The following is a 23,210-nucleotide window of genomic DNA, read 5'->3' on the forward strand; positions in this document are numbered from 1 at the left end:
AGACTCGCTTTCGCCAATCAGAGAAGATGCAGGGGGCGACCCATTGGCCATCCCCTGCCCGATGTCTCTTACTTGGGTTGCAGCGAACCGCCGACCAGCTTCTCGCACAGCCCTTTGGGCATCACCACAAAGGCATCACCCTGAGCATCTTCCTTGGCGGTACCGGCGCAGGAGCTGCTCTTGGTCGCACAGTCATTCTTGCTGGCCTTGACCACGCCGTAGCACTTCTCCTTTTCATCGGCAGCCATTGCTGGTGCCGCGATAAATTGGGCGCCCAGCGCCAGCAGACCGGTCATGGCGGAGGCGATAGCAGTGCTTTTTTTAACATTCATGTTCATGTTCCTTTTGATGTCGTTGGATGTTGCTGATATCCCCGATTTGTCGCAACCGGGTACCTGCAATAGAACCGGCAAACGGGATATTCCCTTTCAAAAAAACACAAAAAGAGTTAAAAAACCCAAAGGCAAATATTCAATCAATTGATTTTAAACAGCTATTTCATCATTGAAAATGTCTCGACGACCACCCATTAATGAACGGGAAAAGTGCCATATGGTGCTTTCATCCCGTTAATCTTCTTCACTGCTTCCATCAAAAGAGATGCGTCAGACATAAAAAAGCCCCGCCAACAGGCAGGGCTGGATGCAACTTGCAAGAAACAAACAACAAACAAATGGGGACCAGGAGTTGCGGCAAGCAGATAAAAAAAGAGACAGCTTTGGCTGTCTCTTTTTGCACATGGTGCGAATGGGGTTTAGTAGAAGATCCGCTCGCCACGCTCGCTCATTTTGAGCCACACCGGTTTGGTGCTGGTTTTGTTCCAGATCCGGTGCAGATAGCTGTAGAAGCGGGCACGATCGCTGCGAAACAGCATCACGGGGAAAGCCAGAATGCCCACCAGCAATACATAAATGCGACGAAGAATAATCTGAGTCAGGGAAAAGGGATGAAACATGATGTAACTCCTTACTGGTAAGACCACTGAGCAAAGATTACCCCACTCCATGTAGGATTACTACATCACCAACGCATTTTTTTTATAAAAAATGGTGAAAAACGGGAAATACTGAAAACGGGTTACGTCATTAACCAACAGTTAACAAACTTGCGAAAATCGTGCGCTTTGCCACAGTTATCAGGGGAAAAACATGCAGTAGGGAGACACGCATGAAACTGCCGGAAGTGGCACTGCTGGTGCTGATGGTTGCCCTGACACGAGCACAACTGGAGGAGTGGCAACTGAATCGGGAAGATGCCATCGTGCTGGCCGAACGGGGCGTGCCCACCGTCAGCCTGTGGCAATGCGGCACACTGAAGCAACGGATTGCGGATCTCAACCAGCACAGTGCCGAGGTGCAGTTTCAATATCGGGGGCAAAACATGGCGGATGTGAGCCACTATCTCGAGCGCGAGTGGAAACAGGCTGGCTGCGAACAGTTACTGGTACAGCAAGGATACTGACCAAAGCTCAGACTCGAAGAGTGATGATTGAGATAAACAGAGAAAATATGGAGGCACGTTCCGGAGTCGAACCGGACTAAACGGATTTGCAATCCGCTGCATAACCGCTTTGCTAACGCGCCATGCTGACAAGACTGATTGTCTTGAAAGTGAGTTCCATCGTTGGTGCGATGGAAAATTGGAGCGGGAAACGAGACTCGAACTCGCGACCCCGACCTTGGCAAGGTCGTGCTCTACCAACTGAGCTATTCCCGCGTTACTGCTTTCGTGCCAGTTGCCTGACAACGAGGCGCATTATACGTACCACGAGCGCCAGCACAACCCCTTTTTCGCAATTTAAGCCCTGATGCAGACTGTTTGCTCAGGGTTTAAACGCCTTGCTGCATTTTTCTCCAGCCAGCTGTGACCCACCAAGCGAATTTGGGATAAAGTCGTTGAAATGATTACGCTTTCGTTCGAGACTTGAGCGGCTTAATAACCGGATTCTCAATTGAAAATCACAAGATGAAATGGATCTTCACGCTTCGTGGGCTCAGGCCGCAGTTAATGCTGGCTTTTTTCATGTTGGGCATGGTGCCCTTTTTGGTCATCACCCTCTTCTTCCTATACAGCCACGGCAAGGATCTCACCACCCAGACCTCCAACCATCTGGTCTCCGTTCGTAATATCAAGAAGAGTCAGCTCGAGGATTACTTCAACAACCTCAAAGAGCAGATCATCAACTTCTCCCAGCAGGATTTTGCCGGCAACAGTATCGGCCGTTTCTATGGCTTTACCGGCGCCTTCGAGAAGTTGGGCACCACACCGCAGGAGGCCCGCAGCCGTGCTCAGGCCCGCTATCTGCCAGGCTCCTGGGATCAACTGCGCAAACCGGACAGTCAGGTGGAGATCGAACCCTCCATCACGGCGCTTATCCTCGCCGACGAGATGTATGGCCGGGTGCACCAGCGCTTTCATCGCGGCTATGCCGACATGGTGCGCAAGTCCAACTACAGCGACATCTTTCTGGTGGACCTCAACGGTGATGTGGTCTATTCGGTCACCAAGCACCCTAACTTTGCCACCAATCTGCTCTCCGGCCCCTATCAGGGCAGTGGCTTGGGCCAGACCTTTGCCAAGATCAAACGCCGCCTTGATGGCGGCCAGAAGCCGCAGCAGATCTTCGAATTCACCGATTTTGGCCGCAACGAGCTGACCGGGCAGGTGGTCGCCTACATGGCCGCCCCCGTGATGCAGTACGACTATGTGCGCGGTGTGGTGATTTTCGAGCTGCTGCCGGACAAGCTCAACCAGATCATGGCGGAGCGGGAGGGGCTGGGCGAGACCGGCGAGACCATCCTGATCGGCCCTGACAAGCGGATGCGCGCCGATGCCTGGCTGGCACCGGAGTTCAGCGTAGAGAACAGCTTCAGCCCCAACTTCCGTCCACTGCAAACGCCCCTCATCACCAAGACGCTCTCCGGCGAGCAGGGGGTCGGGCTGTTCCACTCCTATCAGGATGACGAGGTGCTGGCCGCCTACACCCAGGTGAAGGTGTTCGATACCGAGTGGGCCTTTATCGCCGAGATCTCCACCCGGGAAGCCTATGCCCCGATCCGCCAGCTGGAAACTCTGGTAATTGTGCTGGGGGCGGGCTCGGTACTACTGCTGATCCTCTTCTCCCGCTGGCTCTCCCACTCCATCACGGCGCCGCTGCGCTCCCTGACCGAAGCGGCCGAGCAGGTGGCCGACGGCGCGCTGGATCACCCCATCGCCATCGAGCGCACCGGCGATGATATCGACCGGCTGGCCGAGGCGTTTCGCCATATGCAGCGCTCGGTGAAGGACAAGATCGAACTGATCGAACAGCAGACCCAGGAGCTGCAACAGCAGGTCAAGCTGACCCACAAGCAGAACCTCAGCCTGCAGCAAGCGGACAAGCTCAAGGATGAACTGCTGGCCAACACCTCCCACGAGCTGCGTACCCCCATTCACGGCATCAAGGGGATGGCCGAGTCGATGCTCGCCAGCCAGCAGGATTTGACCGAAGGGCAGCAAAAGCAGCTCGGCCTCATCATCAAGAGCGCCGACGGTCTGGCCCGTCTGGTGGACGATCTGCTGGACTACCACCAGATGCGCTACGGCCAGCTGGAGATCCACTCCCAGCCCGTCTCATCCAAGGGGGTTATCCGGCTGGTGCTGGATCTCTGCCAGCATCTGGTGCAGGCCAAACCCCTCACCCTGGTGGATATCAGCCCGGCCGAACTGCCGCCGGTACTGGCCGATGAGCAGCGGCTCGAACAGGTGCTCTACAACCTGGTGGGCAACGCCATCAAGTACACGCCGCAGGGCAAGGTGGTGCTCAGTACCATCGTCGAGAACAACTTCCTGCGCATCAAGGTCACGGATACCGGCATCGGCATCGCCCCCGACCATCTGGAACATATCTTCGAGCCGCTGGTGCAGATGAGCCCGGAGGTAAGCAAGCAGGGGGCCGGCCTTGGCCTCTCCATCACCCGCCAGCTGGTGCACCTGATGGGGGGCGAGCTGTTTGTCGAGAGCGAGCCGAGCGTTGGCTCTACCTTCGCCTTTACCCTGCCCCTTGCCACCGGCAAAGCGGCCAATCTGACTCTCGACAGCCGCCAGATCGAGCATCAGCTGGTGCGCCAGCAACCGCTGATCCTGCCTGACTGGGAGAGCGACGATCTGCCCCCTCCCCCCGAGGATGCGCCGCTCATTCTGGTGGTGGATGACGAGCCCATCAACCTGCACATCCTGCGCCATCTGTTGCAACCCTGCGGCTACCGCATCCTGCCCAGCAGTGACGGCCACGATGCGCTGGCCAAGCTGGCCGAGGAGCAGGTGGACCTCATCCTGCTCGATGTGATGATGCCGACCCTTTCCGGTTTTGACGTCTGCCGTCGCCTGCGCCAGCAACACCCGAAAGATATGCTGCCGGTGCTGCTGCTCACCGCCCTCAACCAGCCCAAGGATATCGAGGAGGGCTTCGGGGCCGGTGCCAACGACTATCTGGTCAAACCCTTCTGCAAGGAAGAGCTGTTTGCCCGGGTCAAGGCACTGCTGGAAGCCAAGGCCGGACGCGCCTCGCTGGTAGAGAACCGGCTATTGAAGCAGGAGATCGAACATCGCCTCACCCTGCAGGATCGACTGCATCAGGATCAGCAGCGGCTGCTGGCCCTGCTCGGCGAAGGGGCCGACCCCATGATCTTTATCGACGAGCAGGGCACTGTGCTGTTTGCCTCCCGGGTGCTGGCACGCCTGCTGGGACAGGAGCCGGAAGCCATGGAGGGTCAGCCCCTCAATGAGTGGCTCGCCACCCCGCTGCAACAGCAGTGGCCCGACCTTGCCAGCGAGCGGGAACACAATCTGGAGTTTCTGGTAGCCGGGCAAAAAGATGTGCTCAACGCCCGTGCCCTGCCTATCGCGCTCGGAGGACAGGCCGCCTTCGCCCTCACTCTGAGTACCGAACAGCGTCAGGATGAGAACCGTATAATGGCGCTGGAGAACGCCCTCAAGAACCTCTCGCGGCAAGCCATCATCGAAGATGAACAGCTACTGGGCGAGCTGAGCCGCCTGGGTGGCGAGTTCCGTTCGCTGGCCGACGACCTCATTCGCCAGCAGGATGACGAGCCGCTGCGCCGGGCGCTGGTAGAGACTATGCAGCTCACCCTGGATGCCTGGCAGCAGGGGACCGGCAAGGGCAAAATCGTGCTGGCGGAGAAGAGCAAGCTGTGGCGGGTCTATATGGACAGATCCAGCCCGCAGACCCGCACCCTCGACAAATACCTGAGTCTGGACACCCTGCCCAAGTCGCCACGCTGGAAGACGGTCGTGGCCACCACCGAGTATGTGCTGGGCCACTGCCCGCTCAATGACCACCAGCGCCAGCAGTTGCAGCACAGCGCCCAGACCCTGCGTCAACTCGCCAACCGCAAGCCGTGACACGGCGCCCTAAACGGGCGCCGGATCACAATTGGCAATCTGGTTTCTTTTTGCGCAAAACAAAGCCCCGCACAACTCCGAAACCGAGAGCAGATCCAATTCACAAATTTGTCATATACGCCATTTTCACAGCCACTTTCTACGCGAGAGCAAATAACGCAAACAAATGATTTTAAACAGATAAAAATCGATTTTGACGAGATTGACGTAACACCGTTAATTTTTACGAAAACAACGAAATCAATAGTTGTTGTTTTCCTGTTAATTCTGGTTTGCTTAGGGCGTTGGAAAACAGAACGACAAAGGTTAGACACCTGACCAACACAGAGGGCCGATTTCATCAGCATGCGAAACCGGTGCTCACACAAAACAAGGCGAACCCTCGGGAATGCCAAAGAATAAGAAAGGAAAACATATGCTTGCCAAAGTATCCAAAATCTCTACCGCTGTAATGCTGGGAACCATGATGCTTGCCGGTGCCGCCGGTAACGCCATGGCCGCAGAAAACAAAACCGTGCTGACCATGGTCGCACAGCAGGAAACCGCTTGGGTCAAGAACTTCAACCCCTTCCTGCAAGCGGGCTTGCTGCACACCACCCGTCACTTCATCTATGAACCGCTGGTGATCTTCAACGATATGCAAGGGGGCAAACCCGTCTATCGTCTGGCCACCAACTATGCGTTCAGCGATGACCTGAAATCCGTCACCTTCGATCTGCGTGACGGCGTGAAGTGGTCTGACGGCGAAGCCTTTGATGCCGATGACATCATCTTCTCCTTCAATCTGGTCAAGGCCAACAAGGCGCTGGATGAGCGCTCAATCTGGACCCAGATCAAGAGCGTCGAGAAGCTGGCCCCGAACAAGGTCAAATTCGACCTGACCGAGGTCAACACCAACGTGGTGAACGATCTGGTGCTGGTACCTATCGTGCCGGAGCACCAGTGGAAATCGGTGAAAGATCCGGTTGCCTTCACCAACGACAAGCCGGTTGGTACTGGCCCCTTCACCGAAGTGGACAACTTCTCCGCCCAGCTCTATACCCAGTGCCGCAACCCGCACTACTGGGATAACGCCAACCTCGCTATCGACTGTATCCGCATGCCGCAGATGGCCACCAACGACCAGGTGCTGGCTGCTGTCATGAAAGGTGACATCGACTGGTTCGGCTCCTTCGTGCCGGATATCGAGCGCCTCTACGTCGGCAACGATCCGAAGAACAACAAATACTGGTTCCCGGCCTCCGGTACCGTGGCGTTCAACGTCAACTTCCAGACCAAGAACCCGGGCAACCACGAAGCCTTCAACGACATCAACTTCCGTCGCGCCTTCTCCATGGCGATGGACCGCCAGTCCATGGTGGATATCGCGGGCTACGGCTACCCCACCGTCAACGAGTACCCGTCAGGTCTGGGCAAAGCCTTTGACTCCTGGAACAACCCGGAAGTGGACAAGAAGTACGGCAAGTACAACAAGTTCGATCTGGAAGGGGCCAAGGCCCTGCTGAAAGAGGCAGGCTACAAGGATTGTGACGGCGACAAGTTCCTCGACACCCCGAGCTGCAAAAAGATCGAGTTCAAGGTACTGGTGCCGAACGGCTGGACCGACTGGGTCAACACAGTACAGATCGGTGTAGAAGGGCTGCAGGCACTGGGCCTGAACGCCAAGACCGCCACCCCGGAAGCAACCGTCTGGACCGAGAACCTGATCACCGGTGACTTCGATGTCGCCCTGCAGGGTTACTTTGCCGGTGCCAACCCGCACAAGTACTTCGAGACTGCATTCCACTCCCGCAACATGGGTGAGCGCGGCAACCGCTTCGCCGCACCCCGTTACAAGGATCCCGAGCTCGACAAGCTGATCGATGACTTCACCCAGACCGCCGATGCGGCCAAGCAGAAGGAGATCATGTTCGCCATCCAGGATCGTGTTGGTGCCAACCAGACCATCATTCCGGTCTTCAACAACCCGACCTGGTACGAGTACAGCACCAAGCGCTTCAACGGCTGGTTCAGTGCTGATAACCCGGTAGCCAAACCTCAGCTCCACCCGGACACCCCTGAGCGTCTGCTGCACGTGTTGTCCCTCAAGCCAAACAGCTAAACAATCCCGGCCCCCTGCGGGGGGCCATCTTCCCCGTTAATCCCCTTCTTGCCCGACTTTGCCGGGGTTGGGGTAGCTATACCCGACGCGGGGCAGACTTGCAGTAAAAGGTACTATCATGGGATTCATACTGAGACGCTTTTCCTTCTATCTGGTTGCCTTTCTGGTAGCCGCCACCATCAACTTCCTGTTACCCCGTGCCATGCCAGGGGATCCTGTCTCCGTGATGTTTGCCCGCGCTGGCGCCATGATGGAACCCGCCGCTCTGGAAGCCCTCAAAGCCACCTTCGGCTTTGTCGACGGCCCCATCGGCACCCAGTTTCTTACCTATGTGAAGAGTGTCTTCACCTGGGATCTCGGCACCTCGGTGCGCTTCTACCCGCAGCAGGTCTCTGACGTGCTGGGCCGTGCCATCGGCTGGACCCTGTTTCTGGTCGGCACCTCCACCATCCTGAGCTTCTCCATCGGTTCCATCGTCGGCATCTTCGCCGCCTGGTATCGCGGCGGCCGGATGGACAGCATTCTCTCCCCGCTCACCCTGGTGATGCAGGCGATTCCGCCGGTGGTGGTCTCCCTGCTCGCCCTGTTCCTGTTCGGGGTCAGCCTCGAATGGCTGCCCATCGGCTACGCCTACAGCCCGGAGATCAAGGCTGACTGGGGCTGGGAGCACATCAAGAGCATCATGACCCACGCCATCATGCCGGTGCTGACCCTGGCCGTGGTACAGGTGGGGGGCTTTCTCATCACCATGCGCAACAACATGATCAACCTGCTCGGTGAGGATTACATCACCATGGCCAAGGCCAAGGGGCTCTCCAGCAACCGGGTGATCTTCAACTACGGCGCCCGCAACGCCATTCTGCCCAGCGTCACCGCCCTCTCCATGGCGCTCGGCTTCGTCATCGGTGGCTCTCTCATCACCGAAGTTATCTTCAACTATCCCGGCTTGGGCCTGACCCTCTATCAGGGCATTCTGGCCCGCGACTACCCGCTCATTCAGGGGCAGCTGCTCATCATGACCATCACCATGCTCAGCTTCAACTTCCTGGCCGACGTGCTCTACGTCTTCCTGGATCCCCGTCTGCGTACAGGAGGCAAATAAGATGCGTATGCCGACCATTCTCAAAATCCTGCTGGGCAACAAGAAGGCTGCCTGTGGCCTCGCCATCGTGGTTGCCTTCGTACTGATGGCCCTCTTTGCCCCCATTCTGGCCAGCAACGAGCCGACCAAACGGGTGGCTCGCCCGCACCAGCCGCCCAGTGCCGAGTTCGTGATGGGTTCCACCCGCATGGGCCACGACATCTGGGCCCAGTTCACCAACGGCGCCCGTATTTCGCTGCTGGTGGGCTTCAGCGCAGGCCTGCTGGTTTGCACCCTGGCCGTCGCCATCGGCATCACCGCCGGTTACTTCGGTGGTCTGGTGGACGAGTGCCTCACCTTCCTGATGAACGTGGTGCTGGTGATACCCAACCTCCCCTTGCTACTGGTGCTGGCGAGCTTTATCGGGGAGGCGTCACCGGCGGTGATTGCCGTGATAATAGGGTTGACCTCGTGGGCCTATGGCGCGCGGGTCATCCGGGCCCAGACCCTGGCGCTGCGCGAGAAGGAGTTCGTCATCGCCGCCGAAGTGCTGGGGGAGCCGGCCTGGCGCATCATTCTGGTGGAGATCCTGCCCAACCTCATCTCCATCATCGGGGTGAGCTTTATCGGTTCCATCATCTACGCCATCGTCACCGAAGCGACCCTGGAGTTCCTGGGGCTTGGCGACCCGACCGTGGTGAGCTGGGGCATCATGCTCTACAACGCCCAGACCTCCAGCGCCATTCTGGTCGGCGCCTGGTGGGAGATCCTGGCTCCCTGCTTTGCCATCGCCACCCTGGGTGCCGGTCTGGCTCTGCTCAACTTCGCCATCGACGAGATTGCCAACCCGCAGCTGCGCTCCCACAAAGGGTTGAGCCGCTGGAAGAAACTTGCCACCCCGGTCGCAACACCACTCTCTGCCGCACAGGAGAAGACAGCATGAACAAGCATCCCCTGCTGTCAGTACGCAATCTTTGCGTTGACTACATCACCGAAAATGGCGACGTGCGCGCCGTCAACTCGGTGAGCTTCGATATCAGACAGGGTGAGATCTTCGGTCTCGCCGGCGAGTCTGGCTGCGGCAAATCCACCGTCGCCTTCTCGGTGGCCCGGCTGCACAAGCCGCCCGCCTACATCAGCGGTGGCGAAATCCTGTTCAAGGGGGAGAATATCCTCCATTACAACGACGAGCGGCTGCGCTCCTATCGCTGGCAACAGGTGTCGGTGGTGTTCCAGTCCGCCATGAACGCCCTGAACCCGGTGCTGCGGATGGAGGAGCAGTTCTGCGACGTGCTGCTGGCCCACAACCCCGGCATGACCCGCTACGAGGCGATCAAGCGCGCCCAGGAGCTGCTCACCATCGTCGATATCCACCCGAGCCGGCTCAAGGATTACCCGCACCAGTTCTCCGGCGGCATGCGCCAGCGGCTGGTGATCGCCATCGCCATGGCGCTCAACCCCGAGCTGCTCATCATGGATGAGCCGACCACGGCGCTCGATGTGGTGGTACAGCGGGAGATCCTGCAGAAGGTCTATGCCCTGAAAGAGAAGTTCAACTTCTCCATTCTGTTCATCACCCACGACCTCTCCCTGATGGTGGAGTTCTGCGATCGCATCGGCATCATGTATGCCGGTGAACTGGTGGAAGTCGCTCCCTCCAAGGCGATCCTGACCGCGCCGCTGCACCCCTATACCAAGGGGCTCGGCAACTCCTTCCCGCCTCTGCACGGGCCAAAAAAGGTGCTGGAGGGGATCCCGGGCACCCCGCTCAACCTGCTGGAGGTGCCGGTCGGCTGCCGCTTTCAGGCCCGCTGCGGCAAGGTGCACGATCGCTGCCGTCAGGAGTACACCAGATTGGCCGAGATCCGCCCCGGGCAACAGACCGCCTGCCATCTCTATGACGTGCAGGATGAACAACAAGATCCCCTGATCTATCTGGACAAGGCCGCTGGCTGTTAAGGATGTCTGTCATGCAAATCGCCAAAACCGATGCACCCATCATCGAAGTCCAGCATCTCTACAAGGACTTCCCCGTCAACTCCAATGCCATCAAGAGTGGCAAGATGCGGGCGCTCTCCGACATCACCTTCAACCTGCACCGGGGCCGCGCCCTGGCGGTGGTCGGGGAGTCGGGCTCCGGCAAGAGCACCATCGCCAAGATCATCGCCAAGATGTACAAGCTCAGTGCCGGGCGCATTCTCTATCGCGGTCACGATCTGGAGGAGTTCAACAAGGGCACCGCCCTGCTCGACTATCGCCAGAGCGTGCAGATGGTGTGGCAAGATCCGTTCGGTTCGCTCAACCCGACCCACACCATCTACCACCACATCGCCCGCCCCCTGCTGCTGCACAGCAAGGTGATCGACAAGAGAGATCTGCCCGACATGGTCTACGCCCTGTTGGAGAAGGTCGGCCTGACCCCCGCCAAGGCGACTGCGGCCAAATATCCGCACCAGCTCTCCGGCGGCCAGCGCCAGCGGGTCAACATCGCCCGCAATCTGGCAGTGGAGGCGGAAGTGGTATTGGCGGACGAACCCACCTCCATGCTCGACGTCTCCATTCGCATCGGCATCCTCAACCTGATGGAGCAGATGAAGGATGAGCTTGGCGTCTCCATGCTCTACATCACCCACGACATCGCCACCGCTCGCTATGTGGCGGAAGATCTGGCGGTGATGTACGTAGGCCACATGGTGGAGTGGGGCGAGGTGGACGAGATCCTGCACCACCCGCAGCACCCCTATACCCAGCTGCTCATCTCGGCGGTGCCCGACCCCGAGAAGAGCATCCACGCCGAGCTGGAGGGCGGACGAAAAGGGGAGATCCCGCTCTGGACGCCGGAATCCTGCGGTTGCCCCTTTGCCGGGCGCTGCAATCAGGCGATGCCCCGCTGCAAGGAGAGTCTGCCTGCCATCACCAAGCTTGCTGATAACCACTTCGTGCGTTGCTACCTCTACGAATGATGGTAAGCCTTAGACCGGCCGGACTGCACAGTCCGGCCATGCCTCGATACGGGGCGGCCACGGCCCCGTGATGTGCCTCACCGTCAGTCGGTGAACCACAGGAGTAATACCTTGATGGAACTCTTGATCAATCAGGTGGGCTACGAGTGCGACGGGCACAAGGTCGCCCTGCTGCAAGCCTCCCCCGCTCATGATCTCGGCGGCTACGTCAGGCTGCAACGCCTCGATGATGGCCAGATCCTGTTTGAAACCCCGTTGCAAGCGGATGGCAGCGTCCCCGGCTGGCAGGGGCGTGCTTACTGGCACGCCGACTTCTCCGCCTTCAAAGAGCCCGGCGACTATCGGCTGGAGGCGATCACTGCCCAAGGCATTGTCCGCTCGACCCGTTTTGCCATCGGCCAGGATCTGCTGGCCAGCCGCTGCCTCTCCGATGTCATTCACTACTTCAAGGGGCAGCGCGCCAGCGGCACCTTCGATCGGGCTGACCGCAGCGCCCGCCTGTTTGGCACCGACCAGCACAGAGATGTGCACGGCGGCTGGTTCGATGCCAGCGGCGACATGAGCAAATACCTGAGCCACCTCTCCTACGCCAACTACCTCAACCCCCAGCAGACCCCCATGGTGGTGTGGTCCCTGCTCAAGTGCCGGGAACTGCTGGCCCCGCGCCACGATATCGACGGGGTCAACCTCTGCAAGCGGCTCAATGACGAGGCGCTGCACGGCGCCGATTTTCTCAGCCGGATGCAGGATGAGTCGGGCTTCTTCTTCATGACCCTGTTCGACAAGTGGAGCAAGGATCCCGCCCAGCGCGAGCTGTGCGCCTATGCCACCCAGCAGGGGATCAAATCCGCCAACTGGCAGGCAGGTTTTCGCCAAGGGGGCGGTATGGCCATTGCCGCACTGGCCCGCGCTGCCCGCGAGCACATCGGCGGTGACTTCGATACCAACCATTACGCCGAGGCGGCCAAACGCGGCTACCTGCATCTGCGTGAGCACAACCTTGCCTATCTGGACGACGGGGTCGAAAACATCATCGACGACTACTGCGCCCTGCTGGCGGCGGTGGAGCTGACCCGCACCTTCGGCGCCGAATGGCTGGCCGAGGCGAGAGCCCGCGCCAGCAAGCTCTGCGCCCGTCAGCGCATTCATCCGGAGTTGGGTCACTACTGGTCGGCCAACGAGGATGGCTCGCGCCCCTACTATCACGCCGCCGAGGCGGGGCTGCCGGTGCTGGCGCTGCTGGAATATCTGGGCGTAGAGCCGGATCAGGGGCACCAGGCCCGGGTACAAACCGTGGTGGAGCAGGCGCTGGCCGCCGAGCTGGCACTCTGCGCACGGGCGGGTAACCCCTTCTCCCTCGCCCGCCAATATGTCAAAGGTGTGGATGAAGCGCCGCGCGTCAGCTTCTTTATGCCCCACCACAACGAGTCCGGTTACTGGTGGCAGGGGGAGAACGCTCGCCTGGCCTCGCTGGCCGCCATGGCCTTTGCCGCCGCGGCACAGTTGCCCCAGCAGAGCAGGTTGCTGCGCACTTTCGGTCAGCACCAGCTCGACTGGATCCTCGGGCAAAACCCCTTCAACGCCTGCATGCTGGCCGGTCACGGCATCAACAATCCCGCCTACACCGCCGGTTATCCCAATGCTCAGGGGGGCATCTGCAACGGCATCACCTCAGGGTTTGATGACGAAAATGAGGTGGCCTTTATTCCGGAGGAGTACAGGGAACGGCTGGATCAGAACTGGCGCTGGGGCGAGCAGTGGATCCCCCACGCTGCCTGGTTTGCCCTGGCCATCACCTGGCTGAATGCGCAGGGAAATGGAGGTCGCCATGATTGAGTTCTGGGTCGGCGTCGATGGTGGGGGCACCCACACCCGCGCCCGCATTCGAGATCGGGCGGGCAAGCTGCTCGGAGAGGGGCGCGCAGCCGGATCCAATCTGGAGCTGGGCATCCCCCATGCCCACGCCAATGTGCTGGCTGCCATCGCCAGCGCCCGCCTTGCCGCCGGGATCGCTATCGAGAGTGAACAGCAGATGGGGGTCGGGCTGGCGCTCGCCTCCGCCGAGCTGGCCGACTGCTATCACGCCCTGCTCGAGATGCCCTTCCCCTTTGCCAGCGTCAGGCTCACCTCCGATGCCTTCGGTGCCTGCCTCGGCGCCTTTGGCGGCGAGGAGGGGGCCATTCTGATCGCAGGTACCGGCTCGGTGGGGCTGGTCTATCAGGAGGGGCAGATCCGCACCTGCTCCGGCCGCGGCTTCCCCATTTCAGACATAGGCAGCGGCGCCTGGCTGGGGCTGCGCGCCATCCAGCAATCCCTGCTCTGCCACGATGGCATTCTGCCCCCCAGCACCCTCGCCATCCGCTTGATGGACCGCTTCAAGCGGGATCAGGCCGAGGTGGTACGCTGGGCCGCCCGCGCCATTCCGGCGGACTATGGCCACTTCGCCCCCTGGGTATTTGATGCAGCCAGCGATGGCGACGAGCTAGCCAATCAGCTGCTGGACGAAACTTGCGAACAACTGCGGATCCTGCTGGAGGGAATGACCCAGCTGGGTGCCAGACAGATCGCCCTGCTGGGTGGGATTGGCACCCGCCTCGCTCCCCGTCTCGGCCAGCTCAACCTGATCCCCCCCCAGGCAGATGCGCTCGATGGCGCCATCCTGTTTGCCCAATCAGAGGATTTTCCATGTCTACACCCCTGATCCACACCCAGGTAGCCCGACGTGACGGCGAGGATGTCTGGTTCACTTTCACCCTCTCCCGCATGCCTGATACCAAGTGGAAGCTGCACTTCTGTCTGGCTCGCCATATCGACCCCGACTCCTTGCAAGGGGGGGAGCTGGAGCGCCAAAGCGGCAGCTACAAGGTTATTGTCCCGAACGCTGGCAGCTGCGAGCTGCGCTTTTGCTGCCGCCAGACCCCCATCAAGAAGCTCTCCGACATGCCGCAGGGCTTTTTCCTCAGCTTGCCGGAGGCGACCACGGGTGCCCAGCTGCTACCGGTGACGCTGGCCGCTCAGGATCTCGGACTGGAAAACCCGCCGGTAACCCGCCCCGACCTGCCGGATGTCGAGTCCCTGCCCGGCATAGTGCCGCAACCGGCCCATCTGGTGCTGCTGGAGGGGAACTTCCGGCTGGCCGAGCGGGCTCATGTCAGCGCCCCCCGCGATGTGCCGAAATTGCTGGCCCACTTCAACGAGCTGACGTCGCTGGCACTGGAGCAGGATCACGACGCTGAAATCCGGCTGACCGAGGACAAACTGGCCCCCGAAGCCTATCAACTCACCATCACGCCGCAGGAGGTGGTGATTGCCGCCGCCGACGAAGCTGGTTGGCGTCATGGGCTGGTGACTCTGGCCCAGTGGTATCTGCAACATGGGGAGAGCCTGCCCTGCGTCACGCTGGAGGATGCCCCGCGCTTTGGCTTTCGCGGCATTTTTCTCGACTGCGCCCGCCACTTCCACACTCCGGCAACCATCAAGCGCCTGCTCAAGCTGATGAGCCTCTACAAGTTCAACCGCTTCCACTGGCATCTGACCGATGACGAGGGGTGGCGACTCGAGATCAAGGCCTTCCCGGCATTGACCGACGTGGGTGCCTGGCGCGGCCATAATCTGGCGATCGACCCCCAGCTCAGCGGCGGCGCCGAGCCCTATGGCGGCTACTACACCCAGAGCGAGGTGAAGGAGCTGGTGAGCTATGCCAGTGAGCTCGGCATCACCGTCATTCCCGAGATCGACATTCCGGGCCACTGCCACGCCGCCATCAAGGCGCTGCCCGAGTTGCTGATCGAAACGGCGGATCACTCCCGCTACCGCTCGGTTCAGCATTTCGATGACAACGTGCTCAACCCCGCCCTGCCCGGCACCTACCGCTTCCTGGAGGCGGTGCTGGACGAGGTATGCGAGCTCTTTCCCGGCCCGCAGATCCACATGGGGGGTGACGAGGTGCCGACCGGGGTCTGGACCGACAGCCCCGCCTGCCAGCAGCTGATGGTCGAGCAGGGCTACGCCGACTGCCGCGAGCTGCAGGGCCATCTGCTGCGCCACTGCCAGCGCTATCTGGCCGCCAGAGGCAAACAGATGATCGGCTGGGAGGAGATCCTGCATGGCGACAAGGTGAGCCGCAAAGCGGCCATCTGTGCCTGGACCAGCTTTCAGGCGGGGCTGGACGCAGCCGCAGCCGGTTATCCGGTGGTGATGGCGCCCGCCCAGTTCCTCTATCTGGATCTCGCCTGGAGCGCCGATATTCATGAACCCGGCCTCTACTGGGCGGGGACCCTCAATCTGGAGCAGGTTTATGCTTGCGATCCTGCCCCAGCCGATTTCCATGCCAACGATAACATCCTCGGGGTGCTGAGCCCCTTGTGGTCAGAATTGATCACCAGCCGTGATCGTCTCGACTACATGTTGTTCCCGCGTATGCTGGCCACGGCCGAGGTGGCCTGGAGCGATCCCGCCCACAAGGGCTGGGAGCACTTCGCCGCCCGCCTGCCGGGTCAGCTGCAGATCCTCGATCAGTTGCAGGTGCGCTACCGGATGCCACAGAGGTAATGTTGTCTCTACTTTGGCGGCCAATCGGCCGCCTTTTTTACGATTAGCCAACAAAACATCAACTTCCCCCTACCATTCATCCGCCATTATTGGCAAAATCCAGCCCCCAATGAAGCTGGTCTGCCTCCTGCTGGCGCGAGCCTGCGGCCACCTCCAGATCTGCCACAATAACAACGACAACATTATCAACAAGAACATCGGAGCGTATTCCTATGGCCCGCAGAGATGTCCATACCCTGGATAGCGAAGTGGAGTTTCCTGCCGACGTACAACTGGTCTCCACCACTGACCTGCGCGGGGTGATCACTTATGCCAATCCGGCTTTTTGCACCATCGCCGGCTATAGCGCCGACGAGCTGGTCGGTCACAACCACAATCTGGTACGCCACCCCGACATGCCCAAGGCCGCCTTCGCCGATCTCTGGGCCCGTCTCAAGGAGGGCAAACCCTGGCGCGGCATCGTCAAAAATCGCTGCAAGGATGGTCGTTACTACTGGGTAGATGCCTACGTCACCCCCATCTACGAAGGCAACAGGATCAGCGGCTACCAGTCGGTACGCTGCAAGCCCGAGCCCCAATTCAAGCGCATCGCCGCTCAGACCTACCAAGCCCTGCTCAAGGCCGAGCGAGGCAACAGCAGCAACCTTCCCTCTCTTGCCAGAGTGCGCACCCCGGCCATTACCCTGCTGCTGCTCGGCCTGATGGGCTGGACCTTCGCCAGCCAAGGGGCCATGACCGTCCTGCTGATGCTGCTGCCCCTGTTGCTTATTGGCGGAGCCTACTGGCGCGAGCTCTTTGCCCTACCCCACTATCTGCAGCAGCTGGGCCGCGAATATGACAGTCTGACCCGGCTGGTCTACTCCGGTGACAACCCCGGCGCCATTGCCGATTTTCATATCAAGATGCTGCAGGCTCGCATCCGAACCGTTTTGGGGCGGATCAACGATGCCACGGCACCTCTGCAAACCTTGGCCATCAATCTGAAGCAGGCCTCTCATCAGGCCTGTCTCGATATCAACGAGCAAGATGCCCAGACCCAGCAGATGGCTACGGCTATGACTCAAATGGCCAACACAGCTCACGAAATCGCCCGCAACATTCAGGACTCCAACGGTCAGGTCAACGAAGCTCGCAATCGTTGTGAACAAACCAACCAGCAGTTGAACCAGACCGAGCAACAGATCGAACAGCTCGCCAAACAGGCAGAGCTGGCGTTCAACTCGGCAGTGGAGCTCGCCAGCGAATCCGAACGGATTGGCAGTGTAATGGGCGAGATCCAGGGCATCGCCGAGCAGACTAACCTGCTGGCCCTCAACGCCGCCATCGAAGCGGCTCGCGCCGGGGAGCAGGGCCGTGGTTTTGCAGTGGTCGCAGACGAGGTGCGAACTCTATCGACCCGCACCCACAAGGCGACCGAGCAGATCCAGGGCAGCATCAAGCAGATCCAGCACACTCTGGGACGCTGGAAGGGGATGATGCAAGAGAACCTGCAACAGACCCGCGCATGTGCCGAGATGACCCGCCAGGGCGCCAGCAGCCTCCATACCGTGCTGGCAGAGATAGAGCTGGTCACCGAACACTCCACCCAGATCGCCACCGCTGCTGAGCAGCAACAAGCGGTCGTGGAGGAGATCAGCCGCAGCATCCACCAGATCTCCGAGTACTCCCACGCCAACAGTCAGAAGATGCTGGATGTCGATCACTCCAGTCAGGCTCTGCTGGAACGGGCCAAGCAACTGAAGGGGCTTAGCCAGACCTTCGGCTGAATCATTGCCAGCCCCATGACAGAAGCGCCACAATGGCGCTTCTGTTGTTTTTGACGAATCGGGTCTATGAGCATTGAACCAAGTCCATCCCCATTGAACAAAACGGCCCGTATCGAAGCGATCATCGCCCTGATCCCGGCAAGCCGGGTGGTCAGCTATGGTCAGGTGGCCGATCTGGCCGGGTTGCCCGGACGGGCAAGACTGGTGGGCAAGGTGCTGCGGGAAACCGACAAGGTACTGCCCTGGCATCGGGTGCTGGGCGCAGCGGGCACCATCTCGTTACCGAAAGGGTCGCCAGGCTTTGCCGAACAGACGGGACGCCTGCAGCAGGAGGGGGTCGTGGTGATCGGGGGGAGGGTCAGAATGAAGGAGTGGCAATGGCAGCCCGATCTGGCCGAGCTGCTTTTTCTACTGCCGTTTTGAGGGGATCACAGCCGGATCACTCCAGCGGCGCCAGGATCTCGTCGCTGCGCACCTGCACCGGTATGGTCTCGTCCGCGCGCTGAAGCAGCACCAGCAGACTCTGCCGGTCAACCTCCAGCACATAGGCCGCCCCTTCCCGGGTCATGCAGCTCATGCCCGGCCGGATCTCGTTAATCTCCATCTCAACCTCCTTGTCTACTTCGCGATTGACGACAGCTGCACTCCTTGCAGCTGTCTCAGTATACCGCTATCCATAAGCAAAGAGGCCCCTTGTCGGGGCCTCTTTTCATCAGGCTTTTTTAGCCTTTGGCAAACTCTCTTGCCAGGTACCGTTGTCGTAGTGAGCGGTCCAACCGGTCGCCTTGCCGTTGACCTCGCTCATCACGTACTGCTCCTTGGTCTTGCGACTGAAGCGCACGATGGCGGGGTTGCCGTCCGGATCGGTGAGCGGGGCTCCCGCCAGATACTTGTGCTTGGCGGAGATGCGATCCTTGAAGCGCTTGAGCTCTTCCACCAGCGGCGCGCGGGTCTCGCGGGATTTGGGGAAGTTGCTGGCCGCCAGGAACAGACCGGCAGCCCCGTCACGCAGCACAAAGTGAGCATCGGACTGGGTGCACTTGAGCTCCGGCAGCGGCACCGGATCCTCCTTCGGTGGCGCGATGTCGCCGTTTTTCAGGATCTTGCGGGTGTTCTTGCAGGTCTCGTTGGTACAACCCATGTACTTGCCGAAACGGCCATTCTTGAGCTGCATCTCGGCTCCGCAACGGTCGCACTCGATGCTCGGCCCTTCGTAACCCTTGAGCTTGAACTGGCCCTTCTCGATCTCGTAGCCATCGCAGTCCGGGTTGCGACCACAGACGTGCAGCTTGCGGCTGTCATCGATGATGTAGGCATCCATCGCAGTGCCACAGACACCGCAGCGGTGCTTGGCGCGCAGCGCTTCGGTTTCCGCCTCTTCGCCGTCAGTGGCGGAGACAAACTCATCGGCAGAGACCAGGTTGATGGTCTTCTTGCAGCGCTCTTTCGGCGGCAAAGCATAGCCGGAGCAACCGAGGAACACGCCGGTGGTGGCGGTACGAATACCCATCTTGCGGCCGCAATCCGGGCAGTCGATGTCGGTCATCACCATCTGGTTGGCACGCATGCCGCCCTCTTCGGGCGCCTTGTCAGCCTTCTCCAGCTCCTGGGTAAACTCGGCGTAGAAGGCGTCCAGCACCTTCTTCCACTCAAGGCTCCCTTCGGCGATGCCATCGAGCTTGTCTTCCATCTTGGCGGTGAACTCGTAGTTCATCAGCTCGACGAAGTTCTCCACCAGACGATCGGTGACAATCTCGCCCATCTTCTCGGCGAAGAAACGGCGGCTTTCGACCCGCACATAACCGCGATCAACGATGGTGGAGATGATGGAGGCGTAGGTAGAGGGACGGCCGATGCCGCGTTTTTCCAGCTCGCGCACCAGCGCGGCTTCGGTGAAACGGGCCGGCGGCTTGGTGAAGTGCTGGCGCGGATCCAGCTTGACCAGTTTCAGCACCTCGCCAACGGTCACCGCCGGCAGCTGACTATCTTCGCCCTTGCGACCCATCGGCGGCAGTGCCTTGGTCCAACCGGCGAAGCGCAGGGTACGACCACGGGCCTTGAGCTCGAACTCACCCGCCTTGACGGTCAGGGTGGAGGAGTCGTACTGAGCCGGGGTCATCTGGCAGGCGACAAACTGACGCCAGATGAGATCGTACAGACGCATGGCATCCGGCTCCATCCCTTCCAGCATCTCGGCAGTCACCTGTACGTTGGAGGGACGGATCGCCTCGTGCGCTTCCTGGGCATTGGCCTTGGCACCATACAGATTCGGCTCGGCTGGCAGATAGGCAGCGCCATACTGCTCTCCGATATATTCACGCACCGCTTCAACCGCCTCTTTGCTGAGGTTGGTGGAGTCGGTTCGCATATAGGTGATGTAACCCGCTTCATAGAGACGCTGGGCCATCATCATGGTCTTCTTGACCCCAAAGCTCAGACGGGTAGAGGCCGCCTGCTGCAGGGTGGAGGTGATAAACGGTGCGGACGGTTTGGAGCCGGTCGGCTTGTCTTCCCGGTTCACCACCTTGTAGTCGACCCCTTCCAGGGCTGCGACAGCGGCAAAGGTCTCGGTCTGGGTCACCGGCTTGAAGTCGGCACCATTGCGGCTGACCACTTCCATCCGCAGATCGCTCTTGTCAGCGGTCAGCAGGTCGGCATTGAGATCCCAGAACTCGACCGGTACGAACGCCTTGATTTCGCGCTCTTTATCGACGATGAGACGCACCGCAACGGACTGCACTCGACCGGCGGAGAGACCGCGGGCCAGCTTTTTCCACAGCAGCGGGGAAACCATGTAACCCACCACGCGGTCGAGGAAACGACGGGCCTGCTGGGCATTGACGCGGTCAATATTGAGTTCGGACGGCTGGGCAAACGCCTCCTTGATGGCGCTCTTGGTGATCTCGTTGAACACCACGCGCTTGTAGCGGCTGTCGTCGCCACCGATGATCTCGCGCAGGTGCCAGGCGATCGCTTCCCCTTCTCTATCCAAGTCGGTTGCGAGATAGATGGTGTCGGCTTTCTCGGCCAGACTTTGCAACTCGCTGACCACCTTCTCCTTGCCGGGCAAAATCTGGTAGTTAGCCTGCCAGCCAGCGGTCGGATTGATACCCATCCGGGCAAACAGGGCCTTGCGATCCTTGGCAGCCTTCTCGGATTCGCTCAACTTGATGCCGCGAATGACAGGTTTCTTGGGCTCGGTGCTGGCACTGCCGCTGGTGGGCAGATCGCGAACATGACCAACGCTGGATTTCACCACGTAGTCCTTGCCCAGATATTTGTTGATCGTCTTGGCCTTGGCCGGAGACTCCACTATGACCAGTGATTTGCCCATGCTGTAACTATTATCCTCATTGCACCCGACGGGGTTGGTGTGCGGTTTTGTGGGGCTGTATAAGAGATTTGGCGCGAAAAAGCAATCTTGTGAGCAAATTTGCCTGACCAGCCCGCACCACACGGCTTCTTTTATTGCTTCTTTATTTATTAATGCGAAGGCAACAGGCCGGACGCAACCGCTTTTTCAATTTTCTGCCATACCGCCCCTCTTTTTATATCTGAAACGACATAAAAACGTCTGCCGGTTACCGGCTTGTTACAAAAAAATAAAATCTCTTTATAATGGCCCAACCCCGACGCATTGTGCGCGGAAGGAACCGCTACCCATCATAAAAATCGAAAGGATGTACTCAATGAAGCACTTCGAGGTCAATTTCGACGGTCTGGTCGGCCCGACTCATAACTATGCCGGCCTCTCCTACGGCAACGTTGCCTCCCAGAGCAATGCCCAGGAGGCTTCCAATCCGAAAGAGGCCGCCAAACAGGGGCTGCGCAAGATGAAGGCGCTGACCGAGCTTGGCATGACCCAGGGGGTACTGGCGCCACAAGAGCGTCCCGATCTCGCGACCCTGCGCCGCCTCGGCTTCACCGGCAACGATGCCCGGGTGCTGGAACAGGCCGCCAAACAGGCTCCTGCCGTACTGGCTGCCTGCTATTCAGCCTCCAGCATGTGGACTGCCAACGCCGCCACCGTCTCCCCCAGTGCCGATACCCAGGATGGCCGCATTCACTTCACCCCCGCCAACCTGACCAACAAGTTTCACCGCTCCCTGGAGCCGGACGTCACGGGCCGTATCCTGCGCGCCGTGTTCAACAATGATCGCCACTTCAGCCACCACCTCCATCTGCCGGAAAATGACCACTTCGGCGACGAGGGGGCAGCCAACCACACCCGGCTCTGCCGCGCCTATGGCGAGGCGGGGGTCGAGCTGTTTGTCTATGGCCGCAGTGCCTTTGACTACTCCCACCCGGCTCCGAAGCGCTATCCGGCCCGCCAGACCCTGGAGGCAAGCCAGGCCATCGCCCGCCTGCATGGCCTCGGCGAGGAGAGCGTGGTGTTTATCCAGCAAAACCCGGAGGTGATCGATCAGGGGGTGTTCCACAACGACGTGATCGCGGTGGGTAACCAGAACGTGCTCTTCTTCCACCAGCAAGCGTTCCTCAATACCGAGGCGGTACTGACCGAGATCCGCGGCAAGTTTGGCGAGGGGGATTTGCACTTTATCGAAGTGCCGACTGCCGAGGTATCCGTGCTGGATGCGGTGAAATCCTACCTGTTCAATACCCAGATCCTCACCCTGCCGAGCGGCGAGATGGCCATCATCGCCCCCACCGAGTGCCGCGACAATCCGGCGGTGTCGGCGTACCTGAACAAGCTGCTGACCATGAACACGCCTATCAAGGCCGTTCATTATATGGACGTGAAGCAGAGCATGCGCAATGGCGGCGGCCCGGCCTGCCTGCGGCTGCGGGTTGCCATGAACGATCAGGAACTCGCTGCGGTCAATCCGGCCTGCCTTATCAACGACAGCCAGTTTGCCCGCCTCGATGGCTGGGTCGATAGCCACTACCGCGACCGCCTGACCCTCGACGATCTGAGGGATCCGGCACTGGTGCAGGAGTCCCGCAGCGCACTGGACGAGCTGACCCAGATCCTGAAACTGGGTTCGGTCTACCCGTTCCAGCGCTAGATGTGATGCCCGGGAAGACCGCCGACGCTGGCGGTCTTCTGCTATTTCCCTTCTCTTCAGCGCGATCGCCAACTTGCACGGATGCTGTTTTGTGCAGAAAAGCAGCGCACAACTTGCTGATAAGCTTGAATTTTGAGCTGGATGTATCAAAAAATCGACGAACAGTCATTTTTTACTGCCAGATGCCTCATCAAGGGGTTCACAAAGCCTCTGGATCTGATAGTATGCGCCTCGCACTTGGGGAGGGGTTCCCGAGCGGCCAAAGGGATCAGACTGTAAATCTGACGGCTCTGCCTTCGAAGGTTCGAATCCTTCTCC

17 protein-coding genes and 2 tRNA genes are annotated in these 23,210 nt (G+C 59.8%); 13 read left to right on the top strand and 6 right to left on the bottom strand.

Features of this window, described 5'->3' with window-relative positions:
- Positions 1 to 68: 68 nt before the first annotated feature.
- Both G5306_RS07190 and G5306_RS07195 read right to left on the bottom strand, forming a co-directional pair.
- Complete coding sequence (locus G5306_RS07190) at positions 69 to 332, bottom strand: DUF2282 domain-containing protein (RefSeq protein WP_005334862.1); 264 nt, start codon at positions 330 to 332, stop codon at positions 69 to 71.
- A gap of 422 nt (positions 333 to 754) precedes the next feature.
- Positions 755 to 955 carry a YbfA family protein gene (locus G5306_RS07195; protein ID WP_005334863.1) on the bottom strand — a complete coding sequence of 67 codons (201 nt, stop codon included), beginning with the start codon at positions 953 to 955 and terminating at the stop codon, positions 755 to 757.
- Between the two features lie 212 nt (positions 956 to 1,167).
- Between G5306_RS07195 and G5306_RS07200 the strand changes: the two genes are divergently transcribed.
- Positions 1,168 to 1,461 (top strand): hypothetical protein, encoded by a 294-nt coding sequence (locus G5306_RS07200; RefSeq protein WP_005347702.1) that lies wholly within the window; start codon positions 1,168 to 1,170, stop codon positions 1,459 to 1,461.
- Between the two features lie 48 nt (positions 1,462 to 1,509).
- Here the strand turns inward: G5306_RS07200 and G5306_RS07205 are convergent.
- A tRNA-Cys gene (locus tag G5306_RS07205) sits at positions 1,510 to 1,583 on the bottom strand.
- Between the two features lie 57 nt (positions 1,584 to 1,640).
- Positions 1,641 to 1,716, bottom strand: a tRNA-Gly gene (locus G5306_RS07210).
- A gap of 249 nt (positions 1,717 to 1,965) precedes the next feature.
- Between G5306_RS07210 and G5306_RS07215 the strand changes: the two genes are divergently transcribed.
- From G5306_RS07215 to G5306_RS07265, 11 genes are all read left to right on the top strand, one after another.
- Entirely contained in the window at positions 1,966 to 5,403 is a 3,438-nt protein-coding gene (locus G5306_RS07215; protein ID WP_421312635.1) for an ATP-binding protein, read from the top strand.
- Positions 5,404 to 5,818: 415 nt separating this feature from the next.
- Positions 5,819 to 7,504, top strand: coding sequence for an ABC transporter substrate-binding protein (locus G5306_RS07220; RefSeq protein ID WP_005347706.1), 1,686 nt, complete (start codon positions 5,819 to 5,821; stop codon positions 7,502 to 7,504).
- 118 nt (positions 7,505 to 7,622) lie between these two features.
- Positions 7,623 to 8,606: an ABC transporter permease gene (locus G5306_RS07225; RefSeq protein ID WP_005353818.1), complete on the top strand. Its 984-nt coding sequence runs from the start codon at positions 7,623 to 7,625 to the stop codon at positions 8,604 to 8,606.
- A gap of 1 nt (position 8,607) precedes the next feature.
- On the top strand, positions 8,608 to 9,528 hold the full coding sequence (locus G5306_RS07230; protein WP_005353820.1) for an ABC transporter permease: 921 nt from the start codon (positions 8,608 to 8,610) through the stop codon (positions 9,526 to 9,528).
- Positions 9,525 to 10,544, top strand: coding sequence for an ABC transporter ATP-binding protein (locus G5306_RS07235; RefSeq protein ID WP_107683633.1), 1,020 nt, complete (start codon positions 9,525 to 9,527; stop codon positions 10,542 to 10,544). The genes G5306_RS07230 and G5306_RS07235 overlap by 4 nt, the downstream gene beginning before the upstream one ends.
- Before the next feature lie 11 nt (positions 10,545 to 10,555).
- Positions 10,556 to 11,548, top strand: a complete 993-nt coding sequence (locus G5306_RS07240) for an ABC transporter ATP-binding protein (protein ID WP_185226709.1) — start codon at positions 10,556 to 10,558, stop codon at positions 11,546 to 11,548.
- A 114-nt stretch (positions 11,549 to 11,662) separates the two neighbouring features.
- A complete protein-coding gene (locus G5306_RS07245) occupies positions 11,663 to 13,384 on the top strand; it encodes a glycoside hydrolase family 9 protein (protein WP_421312636.1) in 1,722 nt (573 codons plus the stop codon).
- The gene (locus G5306_RS07250; RefSeq protein ID WP_421312637.1) at positions 13,377 to 14,249 is read left to right on the top strand and encodes a BadF/BadG/BcrA/BcrD ATPase family protein; all 873 of its coding nucleotides are present in this window, start codon (positions 13,377 to 13,379) and stop codon (positions 14,247 to 14,249) included. Before G5306_RS07245 ends, G5306_RS07250 begins: the two co-directional genes overlap by 8 nt.
- Positions 14,234 to 16,099, top strand: coding sequence for a beta-N-acetylhexosaminidase (locus tag G5306_RS07255; RefSeq protein WP_421312638.1), 1,866 nt, complete (start codon positions 14,234 to 14,236; stop codon positions 16,097 to 16,099). Before G5306_RS07250 ends, G5306_RS07255 begins: the two co-directional genes overlap by 16 nt.
- Positions 16,100 to 16,311: 212 nt before the next feature.
- Positions 16,312 to 17,865, top strand: coding sequence for a methyl-accepting chemotaxis protein (locus G5306_RS07260; protein WP_216953105.1), 1,554 nt, complete (start codon positions 16,312 to 16,314; stop codon positions 17,863 to 17,865).
- Between the two features lie 66 nt (positions 17,866 to 17,931).
- A complete protein-coding gene (locus G5306_RS07265) occupies positions 17,932 to 18,288 on the top strand; it encodes an MGMT family protein (protein WP_421312639.1) in 357 nt (118 codons plus the stop codon).
- A 16-nt stretch (positions 18,289 to 18,304) separates the two neighbouring features.
- Here the strand turns inward: G5306_RS07265 and G5306_RS07270 are convergent, their stop codons facing one another.
- Complete coding sequence (locus G5306_RS07270; RefSeq protein ID WP_005334891.1) at positions 18,305 to 18,469, bottom strand: hypothetical protein; 165 nt, start codon at positions 18,467 to 18,469, stop codon at positions 18,305 to 18,307.
- Between the two features lie 108 nt (positions 18,470 to 18,577).
- Entirely contained in the window at positions 18,578 to 21,199 is a 2,622-nt protein-coding gene (gene topA / locus G5306_RS07275) for a type I DNA topoisomerase (RefSeq protein ID WP_421312640.1), read from the bottom strand.
- Between the two features lie 355 nt (positions 21,200 to 21,554).
- Between topA and astB the strand changes: the two genes are divergently transcribed.
- Positions 21,555 to 22,892, top strand: a complete 1,338-nt coding sequence (astB, locus tag G5306_RS07280) for an N-succinylarginine dihydrolase (protein WP_421312641.1) — start codon at positions 21,555 to 21,557, stop codon at positions 22,890 to 22,892.
- The last annotated feature ends 318 nt before the right edge of the window (positions 22,893 to 23,210 follow it).

Origin of the sequence: Aeromonas sp. 603404 (assembly GCF_049171775.1) — a bacterium.
In the GTDB taxonomy this organism is placed as follows: domain Bacteria; phylum Pseudomonadota; class Gammaproteobacteria; order Enterobacterales; family Aeromonadaceae; genus Aeromonas; species Aeromonas veronii_A.